The following is a 15,737-nucleotide window of genomic DNA, read 5'->3' as shown; positions in this document are numbered from 1 at the left end:
ATGAATAAAAAGGGCTTTAAAAGGAAAATTGCGGCTACGATTTTAGTAATCTTTTTATCGGCTTTTATCTTATCCCCATCCATAAAAAGTCAGGAGGAGGAGCCACCTCTGGAAATTACCCTTGAGGATGCTTTAAAGCTGGCCCTGGAAAACAGCCGTCAAATAGAGCTTGCCCGGATTTCCATTGATAAGGCACAGCTTTTCAAGGATGTGGTGGAATTCAACGATAAAGAGGCTAAAAAGAGGGAAGAAGAACTTAAAAGTAATCCGCTGCTTTCTCAAAGCCTCGGTTCCCTGCCGGTGACGACCTCCGATTTTGATTACCAGTATCAGGTGGAACTTCAAAAAAGGCAGGCGGATTTCCAGCTTACGATGGCTCAACTTTCCCTGAATTACACCGAGAAAATGGTAAGGTACGGATTAATCGCATCATACTACAAAGCCCTGCTGGCACAAAAAAATTATGAAATTAAAAAAAGCAGTTTGAACAGGGCAGAGGAGATATTTAGAATTGCCGGGGAGAATTTTAAGCTGGGCGTGATTGCAAAAAAGGATTTAATGGATGCGGATTTAAAATTAGCCCAGGCGCAGTCGGAATTGAGAAATGCAGAAGTGGAGGAAGACAGGGCCTTTTTGGATTTAAAAAAGTTAATAAATGTTTCCTACGATAAAAGGGTAGTATTAAAAGATGAACTTATAAAGCCGGAAAAGGAAGAAGTAGAAAGTATAGAGCCGCTCGTATCTAAGGCGATGGAAAACCGGATGGATGTGGTGCAGGCCAAGAAAAACATGGAGATTGCGGGCTACGACTTTGATATGATTAAAAAGGTGTATCCCGAAAACACTTTTAAGTACAAGGAGAAGGAACTAAATTATAAAGAAGCCCGGATAAAATACGAGGATGCAAAAAGCAATGCGGAAAAGGAAGTAAGGAAGGTTTATCTTGAATTTCTCGCCGCCCGGGATAACTTAAAAACCTATGAAAAAGCCGTGGAACTGGCAAAGGAAGGCTACCGGCTTTCTCTCTTGAACTATAAAGAGGGGCTAATAAGAAGCGTTGACCTTACCCAGGCGGAAGAAGCTTTAAAGCAGGCCCAGCTTCAGGAAGCCTACGGAATTTTTCAGTATACAATCGCAAAACTCAACTTAGAAAACGTAATATATATTCCTTTAACAACTTCGGGCGGTAATTAAAGCGGGAAAAAATCCCGCTTTTTTTACCAGATAAAGGAGGATTTTAAAAAAAAACAAAGAATATATATCTAAGATAACTATTTCAAAATTTTAGAATATTTAAAAGGTGGGGGGTATTATGAAAAAGGGGAATGTTTTGGTGGTGGAGGACCAGAAGTACGTAAGGTCCCTTTTGGTGGATGCCCTGGATTTTTTCGGTTATTCACCCTTTGAAGCCAAAACCCCAAAGGAAGCCCTTTCCCTGGTAGAACAAAAAAGTGTAGACCTTTCCATAGTGGATTTTAACCTGCCGGAAATGGACGGCCTGAGGCTTGCGGAGGAGCTGTGGAGGATAAACCCGATAATCCCCGTTTTTTTAATTTCGGGAATGGAGGAAATTGGTGCAAAGATTAAGGAAAAAAGCCAGTATCTGAAGGGAAGTTTAAGGTTTATTGAAAAGCCTATTGATCTTGTAATTTTAAAGCATTATTTGGACGGGGCAATGAGGTGTGCATCTTAAAAAGACAGGAAGGAAGAAAGTGGAATGAATTTGGACAGGCCTCACAAAATAATCATAAAAAATAAGATTAACGAAACGGATTACAGTACGTATATTTTCAATGTCACGCCTTACTGCTTAAAAATAGATGAAATAGGGAAAAACTTTCTGATACATATAGAAGAGGAAGATGACGTTTCAAAAAATAATTTTTTTTCCACCCTTATGCATGAAGTCAAAAACCCCATAACCGCTATAAAGGGATATTTAAAGCTTTTAGAACTCAGCCTGGATGAAACGGATGGCAGGAGAAAATTCATTTATAACTCCCTGCAGGAGCTGGAACGGATTGAGGGGCTGGCAAAGGATATTCTATTAATCTATAAATCCATAAATTGTAATATACAAAAAATCAACCTTAAAGAGGTATTAGAACAGATCTTTGATTTTTACGAAGCTGAAATGAAAAAGAGAAATATAGATTACACCCTGTGCCTGAGCGATGATGTAAATGTAATGGGTGATAGAAATCTTTTAAATATCCTTTTTGCGAATTTATTATTAAACGCGATGGATGCTGTTAAAGAAAAGGGATTTATAGCTGTAAGGTCTACTCCTCTTGAAAACCGCGTTCTGGTGGAATTTGAGGATAACGGGGAAGGTATGGACGAATACATCAAAAGCCAGCTTTTTACTCCTTTTTTTACTACCAAAGAAAAGGGAACGGGTCTTGGGCTTTACCTTTGCAAAAAGATAGTGGAAAACCACGGGGGTGTTATTTACTTTAATTCGGAAAAAGGAAAGGGTACGGTATTTTATATTGAATTACCCTTTGTCAATGAATCTTAAAAAGGATAAATAAAAACCGCTTGGAATTCTAAAAAAGGATCGAGCGGTTTTTTAAATGACATTTGAAGTATTCAAATAAAAGCCTTATACTATAAATATACATACAAGGAATACCTTTTTTGATGGAGGGATATTTTTGCAGATAGAAAATTTAGAAGATTTAACCCTGAGTCAGTTACAGGAGATTGCAAAGGAATTGAAGATTCCGGGCTATTATAAGTTCAGAAAGGCCGAGTTAATAGAAAAAGTTTACGAAGAGATCGGGAAGAAAGAAAAAGAAGGTAATGAAATACAAAATCCAAAAGAAAAAGCAGGGTTAAACAAAGTTGAAAGTGCAGGCACCATGGATAATAAATCAATTGATGTAAAGGAAATTAATAACGTATATTTTAATGAGGCTTCAGCAGTAATCAAAAAAGATGAAATCGAGTATTTCGGCGAGGGCGTGCTGGAAGTAATGCCCGACGGCTACGGATTTTTGAGGGGCAAGAATTTATTACCTTCGGAAGAGGATATCTACATTTCTCCTTCCCAGATAAGAAAGTTCCATCTGAAAACGGGAGATTTGGTAAGCGGCAAGGTAAGGCTGCCCAAGGAAGGCGAAAAGTACAGGGCGCTTTTACAGGTGAGAGCCGTAAACGGTCTTTCACCCGAACATGCCATTTCGAGAAAGGAATTCGACCTTCTCACACCTATTTTTCCTCAGCCCCGTTTTAAATTGGAATACGACCCTTCGGATATGCCCACCAGGATAATAGATATTATAGCCCCCATAGGCAAAGGACAAAGGGCGCTTATAGTTTCACCTCCCAAAGCGGGTAAGACAATGATGCTGAAAAAGATTGCCAATAGCCTTTCCGTGAATCATCCCGAGGTAGAGCTGATCGTGCTTCTTATTGATGAAAGGCCCGAAGAGGTTACGGACATGAAGCGGTCGGTGAAAGGGGAGGTAATAAGCTCCACCTTTGACGAACTGCCCGAGAACCATATAAGGGTTGCGGACATGGTACTGGAAAGGGCTCAAAGGCTTGTTGAAAGCAAAAAGGATGTGGTCATTCTTTTAGACAGTATTACAAGGCTTGCAAGAGCTAATAACCTGGTGGTTCCTCCAACGGGCAGGACCCTTTCGGGGGGGCTTGATACCGCCGCTCTCCACAAGCCCAAGAGGTTTTTCGGAGCGGCACGAAACATTGAAGAAGGAGGCAGCCTAACAATTATTGCTACAGCCCTTGTAGAAACCGGGAGCAGGATGGACGATGTAATATACGAGGAATTCAAAGGTACAGGAAACATGGAGGTCCACCTCGACAGAAGGCTTGCGGAGAGAAGAATATACCCTGCCATAGACATAAAAAAATCCGGCACGCGCCGGGAAGAACTTTTATTTTCAAAAGACGAGCTGGAGGCCATATGGATTCTAAGAAAAGCCCTGGCCAATTACGATACGGTGGAAGCGGCCTCCCTATTGATAAACCGTCTGAAAAAAACAAAAACCAACCTGGAATTCCTGCAGAATATCGCCTCTTTCGTAAGCGAAATGGGATCGGAAAGGTAAAATTAATTTACTATATAACCTTTGGCTTTCAATTTTTCTATGTGCTGCCGGATTTTTTCATTGGTGTCTATGTTATAATTTTCTTCCAGAACGAACATCATGGAGACGGCTACCTGCGCCACGTCTAAAAGTTCTCGGGCTATTCTGTCAATAACTTCTTTTTCTTCCATCGTGACCTTCTCGCCGCTTTGACCCCGGAATTTTCCTATTGCCTGGGCCAGCTCTCCCGCCTCTTCCATCAACTTTAATGCCGTGGATTCTAAGGTGGGTTTTAAGCCGTTAAGTTTTGGCAAACTTATTACCTTATAGGGGTTTTTATCATTTCCGTTCATAAATTCACCTCGTTTTGAGCCTTTTTATCAAACCATTTCGATGCGGCATAGGTAAGCAAAGCTGCTGCAATGAGCCTTACGGATAAAATTAAAAAACCATTGGCACCGATGGCAGCGATAATGGCGGTATCCTCGAAGATGGCATGGGCGCAAATCAAAAAATAGGTCACCAGGTATAAATCTTTTTTCGGCAGGGAAAATTCCTTGGATGCCCTGAAAATAACTCCCGCTCCGTAAGATATTCCTATTATTACTCCTATTACCAAAGGAAAACCCGATTCCTTCTTCATGCCGTATACCCTTACAAGGGGCGAAAAAAGTTCGGCTATCCTGTCTATTATTCCTATGTCCTTTAGAATTTCTAAAAACATCATTATTGGGATGACGATTATTGCTATCTGCTTTACCGAAGACAGGGAACCGAGGAAGGCTTCTTTTAAAATTTTTGAAATAAAAAACATTAAACCACCTTCTTTTATATTCATTTTAAAATAATATTCATTTTAAAAAAAGGTTAAACAATATTCCCGAAGCTATGGCAAGACTTGCCCGGACAAGGATTACGTTTAGAGGTGAAAGCCCTATTTTCCTTGCCAGGGCGGTTTCCACCGGCAGGCTATGGCAGAAGGACAGCATTATTCCCAGAATGGTTATCTCCTTTGGTGTTAAGGAAAGGGATACCATTGCGCCGATAGCGGCGTATAAATTTACCAGGTTTCCCAGAACCAGTGCAATTGCGGCTTTACCGGGAAGTCCAAAAATACCCATTAATGGTGAAAAAATACTGGTAATAAAATTCATCAATGGGGTATACTTTAAAAAAGTGACAATAAAGTAAATCGGGACAACTATCCTGGCAAGCTGCCATGTAACTTCTAATCCGGAAAAAAATCCGCGCTTTATAGTGGTGGCGTCAAGTTTACCCCTGTAGATATTCATGGCAATATCCTCCCGAAAAACAGTATTCTAAGCATAAATTTAAATAGGTTTAAATCATTTCAATTATATCGTACGGCCGGTTTTTTAAAAAGTGTTGAGCAAAAAACCTTTGCATAAGTTAAGGTAATTGTGGTAAAATATACGAGGAAAATTTTAGAAGGAGGTATTATCCTTGAAGGTATTTGTTGATCAAGATTTATGCATAAGCTGCGGGCTTTGCATCGATACCTGCCCGGAAGTTTACAGCTGGAATGATGACGGCAAAGCTCAGGCAATTGATTCGGAAGTACCTGCTGATTTAGAAGATGAAGCAAGAGAAGCATTGGAAAATTGCCCATCAGAGGCTATAAAGGAAGAGTAATTCGGAAAAAGTAAAGAAAAATAGCAAAAGGCCAGGTGATTTAGCCTGGCTTTTTGCTTTGTAACGAACTATTTTGACCTTACTTTTATTTAAATTTATTACTAAGTTTTTTTGCATCAAATTCTAAGTCAATTTTTATGCAATATTCAAATAAAAAAGGTTTCAATATAAAAAGTTTTTTAAAAAGCAAAGAGGAATATCCTTATGAATGTCGTATATATATTATATCACAACATAAAACTGAATTTCACAATATAAAACAAAGGGGTGATTTTTTTGGATAAGTGGGATGTTATTAAAAGAATTATTGATACAGGAATAGTGGCCGTGGTACGGGCGGAAAGTCCGGAACAGGCAGTAAAAATTGCCCAAGCGGTTAAGGCGGGCGGAATAGATGCCATAGAAATCACCATGACCGTCCCGGGAGCAATAGATGTAATAAAGGAAATGAAAAAAGCTTATCCGAATAACGAGATATTAATAGGGGCGGGTACGGTTTTGGATGCAGAGACAGCGAGACTTGCAATGCTTGCAGGTGCGGAGTTTTTCGTTAGCCCATACTTTAACCCCGATATGGTTAAATTGTGCAACCGCTACAGAAAGGTCACCATGCCGGGGGCGATGTCTATTAAAGAGATTGTAGAAGTTATGGAGTCCGGCGCGGATTTTGTGAAATTATTTCCGGGAAGCGCATTCGGGCCATCCATGGTAAAGGCCGTATTGGGGCCCCTGCCCTATGCTCAAATAATTCCTACCGGGGGCGTTAGCCTTGAGAATGCTGGGGAATGGATAAAAGCAGGTTGTCCTGCAGTGGGGGTCGGAGGAGAGCTTACGAAAGGGGCTAAAACCGGCAATTACAAAGAAGTGGAGGAGACCGCAAGGAAATTTGTGGAAGCCGTGAAAAAGGCGAAAGGGAAAATCTAAAATTAAATAAAATTTGGAGGGGATATAATGGCAAATAAGGTGGTTACTTTTGGCGAAATTATGTTGAGATTGACACCGCCTAATTATTTAAGGTTTGTGCAGGCGGAGTCCTTCGATGTTACCTATGGTGGCGGTGAGGCAAATGTTGCGGTGAGTTTGGCCAATTTCGGCGAGGATGCTTATTTTGTAACCAAAGTTCCCGATAACCCGATCGGGCAGGCTGCTATTAATCATCTAAGGAGGTACGGGGTTAAAACCGATTATATTTTAAAGGGAGGAGAAAGGCTGGGAATATATTTTAATGAGATAGGGGCATCTCAGAGGCCTTCGGTAGTTGTTTACGACAGGAGTCACTCCTCCATTTCTGAGGCAAAGCCCGAGGAATTTGACTGGGATAAAATTTTTGAAGGTGCAAAATGGTTTCACTTCACCGGTATTACGCCGGCACTTTCGGATAATATGGCTCAGGCCTGTTTGGATGCCGTAAAAAAGGCAAAGGGAAAGGGCATCACGGTAAGCTGCGATTTGAACTATAGAAAAAAGCTGTGGTCAAAGGAAAAAGCAAACAAAGTTATGTCCGAACTTATAAAGTATGTCGATTATGCCATCGGAAACGAAGAGGACGCTGAAATGGTTTTTGGTATAAAAGCTTCTTCCTCGGATGTTACTAAAGGTGAACTAAACGAAGAAGGTTATAAAGAGGTGGCGAAGGAGCTTCTTGAGAGGTTTTCCCTGAAAGGCGTTGCCATAACACTGCGCGAGAGTTTTTCAGCATTTGACAACGGATGGTCAGCCCTTTATTATGATGGGGAGGATTATTACAGATCCAGGAGATATATGATACACATAATTGACCGGGTAGGCGGAGGAGATTCCTTTGCAGGAGGGCTTATTTACGCATTGCTGAATAACTATTCTCCGAAAGATGCGGTGGAATTTGCCGTTGCAGCCTCCTGCTTGAAACACACCGTAGTGGGAGACTTTAACCATGTTACTTTAAATGAAGTTACCGCTTTGATGAAGGGCGATGCTTCGGGAAGGGTTCAAAGATAAAAAGAATAGGGGTATTATATGGATAAAGAGCTAAGGATTCAGTCGCTGGAGAGGGCGTTTAAAATTTTAGAAATATTATCGGAAGGAAAAGAGGGTCTGGGCGTAACTGAAATTTCCAGGATAACCTCCCTTCATAAGAGCACTGTACACAGGTTTTTAAGGAATCTGGAAATCCTAAATTACGTCGAAAAGGACGAGAAGACGGATAAATATAAGCTGGGGATAAAAATCCTTCAGTTAGCTGGAAGATTCCTCGATCACATGGATATTCGAGAACAGGCCAAGGATTCCATTAAGGAGTTAGCGGATATTACGGGGGAAACGGTACATCTCGTGGTATACAACAAAAAGGAAGCGGTTTATATAGATAAGATCGACAGCAAAAAAACCATCAGGATGCACTCCCAGATAGGGAAAACCATTCCAATGCATGCTTCGGCGGTAGGTAAAGCAATTCTGTCGCATCTTTCGGACGAAGAAAAGGAGAAAATAATAAAAAGGGGATTACCTGCCTTTACACCGAACACCCTGGTGGACCCCGAAAGGTTGAGGGAAGAACTGGAAGAAGTAAGAAGAATGGGTTTTGCCTTTGACAATGAAGAGAATGAAGAAGGAATAAGGTGTATAGCCGCTCCAATATTTGATTATACCGGAAGCGTCGTAGCTGCGGTGAGCATTTCGGGACCTAAATTTTCCATTACCCGGGACAGGATCGAGGAACTTTCAAAGCTTGTTAAAAACTGTGCGGAAAAGATTTCCGAAAAATTAGGTTTTACTAAAAAAAAGCAGTAGCAAAAAGCTACTGCTTTTTTTAATAGAGTTTAAGCGCTTGTTTTTGACGGTGTTTTTCAAAGGCAAGTTCTATAAGCCTTTCTATAAGTTCCTTATAGGGAATCCCGGAAATTTCCCATAATTTGGGATACATGCTAATTTTGGTGAATCCGGGGATGGTATTTAATTCATTGATATAAAATATTCCATCCAATTTGCTGTAAAGGAAATCCACCCGGGCCATGCCCGAGCAATCCAAAGCCTTGAAAGCCTTTACCGCAAGGCTCATTACCTTTTCAGTTTCTTCTTTTGCTAAAGGAGCGGGAATTAATAGTTTTGATTTGCCACCGTCGAAGTACTTTGCCGTATAATCGTAAAACTCATTGCTGGGTATAATTTCCCCCGGTAAAGAGGCAACCGGGTCCTCGTTTCCCAGCACCGAAACTTCGATTTCCCTTGCAGGGATAAACTTTTCTACGATAATTTTGGTATCGTATTCGCCGGCTAAAAAGAGGGCGTCCTTTAATTGATCGCTGTTGTAGGCTTTTGTAATACCGATACTTGAACCCAGATTGGCAGGTTTTACGAAGCAGGGAAATCCAAGGGCTTCTTCTACTTCCCTGACAATTGTGTTTAGTGTTAAAGGCAGGTCTTTTTTGTAGTAAACCTTAAAGTCCGCTACCGGAAGCCCTTCATGTTTTAATATTTTTTTAGTAAATACCTTATCCATGCAAAGGGCAGAAGAAGTGACTCCACAGCTAACGTAAGGTACATTCATAAGCTCAAAAATGCTCTGTATTGTGCCATCCTCTCCCCTGGGACCGTGAAGGACGGGGAAAAACACGTCTACGGGGTAACGGGTTTCAACGCCGTTATCCAGCGTTATCAGAAATTTGCGTTCGGGGTCGGGTGAAATAAAAGCCGGTACGGACTTTTCAACCCATTCACCGTTTTCAATGTTTTCTACTTCTCCAAAATAAAGATGCCATTTTCCTTCTTTGGTAATACCGATTTTCAAAATGTCGAACTTCTCTTTATCTATAACTTTTATTATAGAGCTTGCGGACATCAGAGAAATTTCATGCTCTGCTGATTCCCCGCCAAAAATAATCCCAACCCTAATTTTTTCCATTCAGATTCTCCCCTTTACCATCGCTTTATATATAATATTTATTACTTTATGACTAAATTATAATACTTTGAGAGAATTTTTTTATGCATTTTGTAAAAAAAATTATCAATTTCATAATTTACTAATTTAACAAATTAAAGTATAATATATTCAGCAGTTACAGTAAATTGTTTTTAATAATTTTTTTAATAAAGATGGGGAGGAAGAGGGATGAAAGTATTTTTAAAAAAAACAATTGCCGTTTTATTAATTTTATTTTTTATTCTATCATTGAGCGCATGCTCGAGCAAATCTAACAATACGGTTCAGCCGTCAAATAACAGCAATAAGGGCGATGCATCCGGTGAAACCGACGATTCCTGGGAAAGAATCAAAAAAGCCGGTAAGATTACCATTGGTATAGATGATGCCTTTCCGCCTTTAGAGTTCAGGGATGAAAAAAACAATTTGGTGGGGTACGATATTGACCTGGCGGCTGAGGCGGCAAAAAGACTGGGAATACAGGTGGAATGGATTCCCACCGACTGGAACGGGGTGATCTTAGCCTTAAATTCCGGAAAATTTGATATTATCTGGTCAGGCATGAGCATGACGAAAGAGAGGGCACAGCAGGTGGATTTCAGTCCTGCTTATCTAAATGAATCCCAGGTAATAGTTGTTAGAGGGGATGAAGAATCCATTAAAACGAAGGACGACCTTAAAGGCAAGGTAGTGGGAACACAACTGGGCAGTACCAGCGAAGAAGCGGCAAAGACCCTGGAGGGCATAAAAGAGCTGAAAAAGTATTCCAAGTTCACGGAGGCCTTTTTGGACTTGGCCAACAAAAGGGTGGATGCAATTGTGGTGGATGAACTGGTAGGCAGGTACTATATGACCAAAAGGCCGGGGCAGTTCAAAGTGTTGTTTGCTCTTGTAAAGGAGCCCGTAGGGATTGCCTTCAGGAAGCAGGACAAGGCGCTTAGAGAGGCGATAACCAAGGTTTTAAAGGAAATGAAAGAGGACGGAACCATGGCAAAGATTTCTCAAAAATGGTTTGGTGAAGATATATCGGTCTTTGAGGAAGTAAAGTTTGAATGAATTAGAAATGATTAACAATAATTTAAAAATACAACTAAGAAATGGAAATAAAACTAAGAAAATTAAAAAAAGGGGAATATAGCGCAAAATGGATGCCAATTATATGTTGTCCCTGATTCCCGTGCTTACAAAAGGCGCAATGGTTACAATCGAACTCACGGTGCTTTCGGTGATTTTCGGTACCGTATGGGGATTGATTCTTTCTTTAATGAAAATATCCCGGAATTTGATTTTTAGGGAATTTTCTTCCTTCTACATTTACGTAATAAGAGGAACTCCGCTTTTACTTCAGCTTTTTGCAATTTATTACGGCCTGCCTTTTTTCGGCATTAACCTTTCTCCTTTTTTGTCGGCAGTATGCGGAATGAGCCTAAATTCTGCGGCGTATATAGCCGAAATAATCCGTGCGGGCATTGAATCCATAGATAAAGGGCAGATGGAAGCAGCTAAAGCTCTCGGCATGACCTATTCCCAGGCTATGAGAAGGGTAATCCTTCCTCAGGCATTTAAAAGGATAATTCCACCCATGGGGAACGAATTTATTGCACTATTAAAAGATTCTTCCCTGGTTTCCTCCATAGCCATGACGGACTTAATGAGGGCGGCCCTGCAAATGTATTCGAACTCTTTCAGACCGGTGGAAGTATTTTTAACTGCGGGAATACTTTACCTTGTATTGACAACGTTTTTTACCTTGATTTTCGGAAGGGTTGAGAGGAGAATGTCCGTATATGAATAATGCGGTGCTTGAGATAAAAAGGCTTTATAAATCCTTTGGGAAGTTGAAGGTCTTAAATGATATTAATTTGAATGTAAAAAAAGGAGAAGTGGTTGCTGTCATAGGACCCAGCGGTTCCGGTAAAAGCACGCTTTTAAGGTGTATTAAAGGGCTGGAAAGGTATGAAAAAGGGGAAATATACTTTAACGGCTGTAAACTTATGGAAAAGGACAGGAATTTTAGAAAATTGCAGCAGGATATTGGGCTGGTATTTCAGCATTTTAATCTTTTCCCGCATATGACCGCCCTTCAAAATGTTATGGAAGGTCTGGTCACCGTTAAAAGGATGGATAAAAAAGATGCCGAAAAAATTGCCCTGAGTTTACTGAAAAAAGTGGGACTAGAAGAAAAAAAGGATGAGTATCCTTCGCGCCTTTCCGGAGGACAAAAACAGAGGGTGGCAATTGCCCGGGCTCTTGCTATGGGGCCAAAATTAATGCTTTTTGACGAGCCCACTTCGGCCTTAGACCCCGAACTGGTAGGAGAAGTGCTAAATGTAATAAGGGACCTGGCCGGAGAAGGCATGACTATGATAATTGTTACCCACGAAATGGGATTTGCAAAGGAGATTGCCGATAGTATCGTATTTATGGATAAGGGAGTTATACTGGAACAGGGGAAGGTGGAGGAGATCTTTAAAAATCCCCGGCACGAAAGGACTAAAATGTTCCTGGAAAAGATTATAGCGTAAATTTTAGTTAAAATATGCTCAGAGAATCCCTCTTTTAAGGGGATTCTTTTTTTATGCAGTCAATCTTTTACATTTTGTAATAAAAATGTCGATATACGTTATTATGTTATGTTATAATGGTTTTTGCGGGGAGGGGGAAAGATTTTGATAAAGGAATATATTAATTTGCCCAGGCCATTATACGTAATAATTTTTGCTTTCATGATCAATTCCTTCGGAAATTTTGTCAGGCCTTTTTTAACATTTTTATTAACGGATAAATACGGATTTTCAAAAGATTATACGGGTTTTATAGTATCTCTGGTTACTTTTATAATTGTTCCGGGGTCGCTTATTGGCGGAAGGCTCGTGGACACCTTAGGAAGAAAGAGAATCATGATTATTTTTCACCTGATTTCCGCCCTATGCTTGATTATCTGTGCTTTTATAGAAAAACCACGGCTTATTATATACCTTCTTTTAGCTTCCAGCCTTTCCCTGTCAATAGCCAGTCCCGGTTTTAATTCCATGATTACCGATATATCTAAGGAGGAACTTAGAAAAACGGCCTTTTCTTTGAGCTATCTGGGAGTAAATTTTGGCTTTGCCTTAGGTTCCATGATTGCCGGTTTTCTCTATAAAAACTATACCAAACTGCTATTTCTCGGGAATGCGATAACTACAATTATAGCAATGATATTAATTTACTTTTTTGTGGAGGAAACCCTGCCAAAAAAGGAAGATATAAAAATGCTAAAGCTTTCACCGAAAGAAAGCTATGAGGAAGGCAGCACTTTACAAGCTTTGATAAAAAGACCCGTTCTTTTGGCTTTTGGTTTTATTTACATAGTATTCAGCCTGGTTTACAATCAATGCGCTTTTGCTTTGCCTATTCATTTAAATCAGCTTTTTAATTCCGAAGGAGCCAAATTGTACGGCATGGTGATGGCCCTGAATGCCTTTACGGTGGTAATTTTTACACCATTTATAAATTCATTTACCGAAAGATACCCGAGTCTTTTTTGTGTGGGTATAGCGGGTATGCTTTTTGCATTTGGATTCGGACTTAATTTTTTTGCGAGAGTGCCCTGGATGTTTTTTATTTCAACATTTATATGGACGTTGGGCGAAATAATTGATGCTGTTAATAACAGGGCTTTTATAGCTGAAAATTCGCCGGTTTCCCACAGGGGGAGGTTTAATTCCGTGATGCAGATTATAATGGGCTCCGGGTATACTTTAAGCCCTTATATAGCCGGCAAGTTTTTAAGAAATAACAGTGTGGAAACCATATGGGTATATACTTTTTACCTTGCATTGTTAGGGTCGTTTATGATGTTTGCCCTGAATTACTATTACTGTAAAGGAAAACTAATAAAAGTGGAGGGTGAAGAGGTATGAAAAGGGACTTCCAGTATTTTTTCCCTTCTAAGTTGATCTTTGGAACCGGAAAAGTTAAAGAAGTGGGGATTTACGCAAAGGAATATGGGAAAAAAGCTTTAATTGTAACCGGGAAATCCAGTGCAAAAAATTCGGGAGCGCTGGACAGGGTAACGGAGAGCCTCAAGCAGGAGGGTATAAGCTGGAAAATTTACGATAGGGTGGTGTCCAATCCGACCTTTGAAGATATCGAAGAGGCGGCAGCTTTTGCTTTGGATTTTTCCGCTCAGGTTATAATAGGACTGGGCGGAGGAAGCGCTATGGATACCGCCAAGGGAATAGCCCTGAGGATAAAAAATGAAGGAGAACTGGAAGAATACTTTGAAGGCAGGAAATCCTCAAAGGAAGCGGCTCCGCTGATTTTAATTCCTACAACTTCCGGAACGGGAAGCGAGGGAAATAACATTGCGGTAATGACCAACACTAAGAATGGGGTGAAAAAAGGATTGAGAAGCCCCCACATTTACCCAAAGGTATCCATAGTCGATCCAGAACTAATGGTAACTCTACCGAGGAGGATCACCGCTTTTACGGGTATGGATGCTTTCTTTCATGCACTGGAATCCTTTATCAGCCTTAGGTGTCAGCCTTTCACAGAGATGTATTCTTTAAAAGCCATTGAGTTAATCGTAAAAAATATCGAAGGCGCGTATAAAAACGGGGACGATATAGAAAAAAGGGCCAATATGGCCCTTGCAAGCACCCTTGCGGGGATTTCCATTGGAATTTCCGGAGTTTGTGCCCTGCACGCAATGGAACATCCTTTAAGTAGTTTCTTCGGAGCAAATCACGGAGAAGGCCTGTGCCCTATTGCAGTACCCTTCTTAAAATATATAAAATCCCATGTGACGCAAAAATTAGCCTCCATATCTACAATTTTTAATATCGATGATTTTCTTCCCGAAGAAGAAAAGGCAATAAGGGTTATAGAATGGATAGCTGAAACTATAGATAAACTAAACCTCCCTAAAAGCCTGGGCTATTTTGGAGTAAAAAAGGATGATATTGAAGCTCTGGCAAGGCATGTGGAGGAACACATGACCCACAATTTATCTACCACTCCGGGGCACTTAAAATACGAAGATATCTACTCAATTTACCTTGCTTCCCTTTGATTTGGACGGCGGAACCATAAAAAATATAAAGGAGAAGGATTATGAAAATATATTATGATTATTTCGATTCCCCCGTGGGGCAGTTGACCATTTTTTCTTCAGGAGAATACATCGTAAAAATCTCCTTTGAAGGGGAAAATTTTGATGAAGGATTTTTCTGTAAATATTTTCGTTCTCCTTCCTTTATAAATAAAGATGAAAGTGTTATAAAAAGAGCAAAAGAGGAGCTTTGCCTTTATTTTAAAAAAAGTCTAAAAAAATTTGATTTGCCTCTTCTCCTTCTCGGCACCGAATTTCAAAAAAGGGTCTGGGAAGAGCTTTTAAAAATACCCTACGGAGGGTTGAGGTCCTATAAGGATATTGCAGAAAATATCGGTATTCCTGAAGGTGCAAGGGCGGTAGGACAGGCCAACAATAAAAATCCTATACCCATTGTTGTTCCCTGCCACAGGGTAATAGGAAAAAGGGGAGAGCTGGTAGGATATGGAGGGGGATTGAACATAAAAAAATATCTAATTGAACTGGAAAAGGGCAATTTCTGATTTGATTTAAATAAACAAAAAAATTTATGAATATTTGACATTGGAATTAATTATAAATTAATTATATATAATGTAATAAAATTATTTTGGCATGAAAATACATTAATTTTTATTCATTAATGCTTGTGCTTATCTAAGCCTGAAGGGCAGATAAAAAATGACCGAAGTAATAATGGGGAATAACAAAATAAATACAGTAATTAAGTTTAACAGAATATTATATAATTATAAGAAAAATATAAAAATTTTATAAAATAAATTGTTGACAAAAGACAGTATATTATGTATAATTAATTTTACAATTTAACATTTTTTTGGCTATTATCCTTTGGAACGCTGAATTCCTTCTGTAGAGTCAAGCAGAAGGGAACGGGGGACCCAATTTTTGGGGTGAATCCCCTTCTGAATTGATTTTTGAGTAAGAAGGGGTAGGGTCACCTCACGACCCGAACCCGTCAGCTAACCTCGTAAGCGTGGTAGAGGGAGGTAATGGCTTGTGAGTACTTTTGTCTCATGAAAACAAGCTA

General features: G+C 39.9%; 18 protein-coding genes and 1 riboswitch. Of the genes, 14 read left to right on the top strand and 4 right to left on the bottom strand.

The window, feature by feature from the left end:
- The 4 genes from ATZ99_RS01805 (at position 1) to rho (ending at position 4,076) form a co-directional block, all read left to right on the top strand.
- Entirely contained in the window at positions 1-1,194 is a 1,194-nt protein-coding gene (locus tag ATZ99_RS01805) for a TolC family protein (RefSeq protein ID WP_068747529.1), read from the top strand.
- A gap of 118 nt (positions 1,195-1,312) precedes the next feature.
- Positions 1,313-1,693, top strand: coding sequence for a response regulator (locus ATZ99_RS01800; RefSeq protein ID WP_068747528.1), 381 nt, complete (start codon positions 1,313-1,315; stop codon positions 1,691-1,693).
- A 24-nt stretch (positions 1,694-1,717) separates the two neighbouring features.
- Positions 1,718-2,521: a two-component system sensor histidine kinase NtrB gene (locus tag ATZ99_RS01795; RefSeq protein ID WP_068747527.1), complete on the top strand. Its 804-nt coding sequence runs from the start codon at positions 1,718-1,720 to the stop codon at positions 2,519-2,521.
- 130 nt (positions 2,522-2,651) lie between these two features.
- Complete coding sequence (gene rho / locus ATZ99_RS01790; RefSeq protein ID WP_068747526.1) at positions 2,652-4,076, top strand: transcription termination factor Rho; 1,425 nt, start codon at positions 2,652-2,654, stop codon at positions 4,074-4,076.
- Between the two features lie 2 nt (positions 4,077-4,078).
- Here rho and ATZ99_RS01785 read toward each other — a convergent pair whose 3' ends face one another.
- From ATZ99_RS01785 to ATZ99_RS01775, 3 genes are read right to left on the bottom strand one after another with little or no spacing between them, the layout of a single operon-like run.
- Positions 4,079-4,408, bottom strand: a complete 330-nt coding sequence (locus tag ATZ99_RS01785) for a MazG-like family protein (protein WP_068747525.1) — start codon at positions 4,406-4,408, stop codon at positions 4,079-4,081.
- Positions 4,405-4,869, bottom strand: a complete 465-nt coding sequence (locus tag ATZ99_RS01780) for a nucleoside recognition domain-containing protein (protein WP_068747524.1) — start codon at positions 4,867-4,869, stop codon at positions 4,405-4,407. Before ATZ99_RS01780 ends, ATZ99_RS01785 begins: the two co-directional genes overlap by 4 nt.
- 37 nt (positions 4,870-4,906) lie before the next feature.
- A complete protein-coding gene (locus tag ATZ99_RS01775) occupies positions 4,907-5,347 on the bottom strand; it encodes a nucleoside recognition domain-containing protein (RefSeq protein ID WP_068747523.1) in 441 nt (146 codons plus the stop codon).
- A 172-nt stretch (positions 5,348-5,519) separates the two neighbouring features.
- Here ATZ99_RS01775 and ATZ99_RS01770 point away from each other — a divergent pair, with 172 nt between their 5' ends.
- From ATZ99_RS01770 to ATZ99_RS01755, 4 genes are all read left to right on the top strand, one after another.
- Positions 5,520-5,708, top strand: a complete 189-nt coding sequence (locus tag ATZ99_RS01770; RefSeq protein ID WP_068747522.1) for a ferredoxin — start codon at positions 5,520-5,522, stop codon at positions 5,706-5,708.
- Positions 5,709-5,984: 276 nt separating this feature from the next.
- Entirely contained in the window at positions 5,985-6,632 is a 648-nt protein-coding gene (locus ATZ99_RS01765; protein WP_068747521.1) for a bifunctional 2-keto-4-hydroxyglutarate aldolase/2-keto-3-deoxy-6-phosphogluconate aldolase, read from the top strand.
- Between the two features lie 27 nt (positions 6,633-6,659).
- Positions 6,660-7,685, top strand: a complete 1,026-nt coding sequence (locus tag ATZ99_RS01760) for a sugar kinase (RefSeq protein ID WP_068747520.1) — start codon at positions 6,660-6,662, stop codon at positions 7,683-7,685.
- Between the two features lie 18 nt (positions 7,686-7,703).
- Positions 7,704-8,477: an IclR family transcriptional regulator gene (locus ATZ99_RS01755; protein ID WP_068747519.1), complete on the top strand. Its 774-nt coding sequence runs from the start codon at positions 7,704-7,706 to the stop codon at positions 8,475-8,477.
- 19 nt (positions 8,478-8,496) lie between these two features.
- Here the strand turns inward: ATZ99_RS01755 and ATZ99_RS01750 are convergent, their stop codons facing one another.
- Positions 8,497-9,588 carry a D-alanine--D-alanine ligase family protein gene (locus tag ATZ99_RS01750; protein ID WP_068747518.1) on the bottom strand — a complete coding sequence of 364 codons (1,092 nt, stop codon included), beginning with the start codon at positions 9,586-9,588 and terminating at the stop codon, positions 8,497-8,499.
- A 210-nt stretch (positions 9,589-9,798) separates the two neighbouring features.
- On the opposite strand from ATZ99_RS01750, the gene ATZ99_RS01745 reads away from it, so the two are divergent.
- The 6 genes from ATZ99_RS01745 to ATZ99_RS01720 all read left to right on the top strand — a co-directional run bounded on the left by ATZ99_RS01745 (position 9,799) and on the right by ATZ99_RS01720 (position 15,210).
- Positions 9,799-10,665 carry an amino acid ABC transporter substrate-binding protein gene (locus ATZ99_RS01745; RefSeq protein WP_068747517.1) on the top strand — a complete coding sequence of 289 codons (867 nt, stop codon included), beginning with the start codon at positions 9,799-9,801 and terminating at the stop codon, positions 10,663-10,665.
- Positions 10,666-10,753: 88 nt separating this feature from the next.
- Positions 10,754-11,404, top strand: a complete 651-nt coding sequence (locus tag ATZ99_RS01740; protein ID WP_068747516.1) for an amino acid ABC transporter permease — start codon at positions 10,754-10,756, stop codon at positions 11,402-11,404.
- Between the two features lie 4 nt (positions 11,405-11,408).
- Entirely contained in the window at positions 11,409-12,134 is a 726-nt protein-coding gene (locus ATZ99_RS01735; protein ID WP_068747580.1) for an amino acid ABC transporter ATP-binding protein, read from the top strand.
- Between the two features lie 144 nt (positions 12,135-12,278).
- The gene (locus ATZ99_RS01730; protein WP_068747515.1) at positions 12,279-13,514 is read left to right on the top strand and encodes an MFS transporter; all 1,236 of its coding nucleotides are present in this window, start codon (positions 12,279-12,281) and stop codon (positions 13,512-13,514) included.
- Positions 13,511-14,668, top strand: coding sequence for an iron-containing alcohol dehydrogenase (locus ATZ99_RS01725; RefSeq protein ID WP_068747514.1), 1,158 nt, complete (start codon positions 13,511-13,513; stop codon positions 14,666-14,668). The genes ATZ99_RS01730 and ATZ99_RS01725 overlap by 4 nt, the downstream gene beginning before the upstream one ends.
- Before the next feature lie 41 nt (positions 14,669-14,709).
- Positions 14,710-15,210, top strand: a complete 501-nt coding sequence (locus ATZ99_RS01720; RefSeq protein WP_068747513.1) for a methylated-DNA--[protein]-cysteine S-methyltransferase — start codon at positions 14,710-14,712, stop codon at positions 15,208-15,210.
- A gap of 324 nt (positions 15,211-15,534) precedes the next feature.
- A riboswitch (cyclic di-AMP (ydaO/yuaA leader) is annotated at positions 15,535-15,699 on the top strand.
- The last annotated feature ends 38 nt before the right edge of the window (positions 15,700-15,737 follow it).

This window comes from Thermovenabulum gondwanense (genome assembly GCF_001601575.1).
Taxonomy (GTDB): domain Bacteria; phylum Bacillota; class Thermosediminibacteria; order Thermosediminibacterales; family Thermosediminibacteraceae; genus Thermovenabulum; species Thermovenabulum gondwanense.
This window is presented reverse-complemented; position numbering and strand designations above follow the sequence as displayed.

Bases quoted from the DNA above. Each gene is read 5' to 3' on its own strand.
- ATZ99_RS01805 (WP_068747529.1), top strand. From the start codon at position 1: ATGAATAAAAAGGGCTTTAAAAGGAAAATTGCGGCTACGATTTTAGTA.
- ATZ99_RS01800 (WP_068747528.1), top strand. From the start codon at position 1,313: ATGAAAAAGGGGAATGTTTTGGTGGTGGAGGACCAGAAGTACGTAAGG.
- ATZ99_RS01795 (WP_068747527.1), top strand. From the start codon at position 1,718: ATGAATTTGGACAGGCCTCACAAAATAATCATAAAAAATAAGATTAAC.
- ATZ99_RS01785 (WP_068747525.1), bottom strand. From the start codon at position 4,408: ATGAACGGAAATGATAAAAACCCCTATAAGGTAATAAGTTTGCCAAAA.
- ATZ99_RS01780 (WP_068747524.1), bottom strand. From the start codon at position 4,869: ATGTTTTTTATTTCAAAAATTTTAAAAGAAGCCTTCCTCGGTTCCCTG.
- ATZ99_RS01775 (WP_068747523.1), bottom strand. From the start codon at position 5,347: ATGAATATCTACAGGGGTAAACTTGACGCCACCACTATAAAGCGCGGA.
- ATZ99_RS01760 (WP_068747520.1), top strand. From the start codon at position 6,660: ATGGCAAATAAGGTGGTTACTTTTGGCGAAATTATGTTGAGATTGACA.
- ATZ99_RS01755 (WP_068747519.1), top strand. From the start codon at position 7,704: ATGGATAAAGAGCTAAGGATTCAGTCGCTGGAGAGGGCGTTTAAAATT.
- ATZ99_RS01750 (WP_068747518.1), bottom strand. From the start codon at position 9,588: ATGGAAAAAATTAGGGTTGGGATTATTTTTGGCGGGGAATCAGCAGAG.
- ATZ99_RS01745 (WP_068747517.1), top strand. From the start codon at position 9,799: ATGAAAGTATTTTTAAAAAAAACAATTGCCGTTTTATTAATTTTATTT.
- ATZ99_RS01740 (WP_068747516.1), top strand. From the start codon at position 10,754: ATGGATGCCAATTATATGTTGTCCCTGATTCCCGTGCTTACAAAAGGC.
- ATZ99_RS01725 (WP_068747514.1), top strand. From the start codon at position 13,511: ATGAAAAGGGACTTCCAGTATTTTTTCCCTTCTAAGTTGATCTTTGGA.
- ATZ99_RS01720 (WP_068747513.1), top strand. From the start codon at position 14,710: ATGAAAATATATTATGATTATTTCGATTCCCCCGTGGGGCAGTTGACC.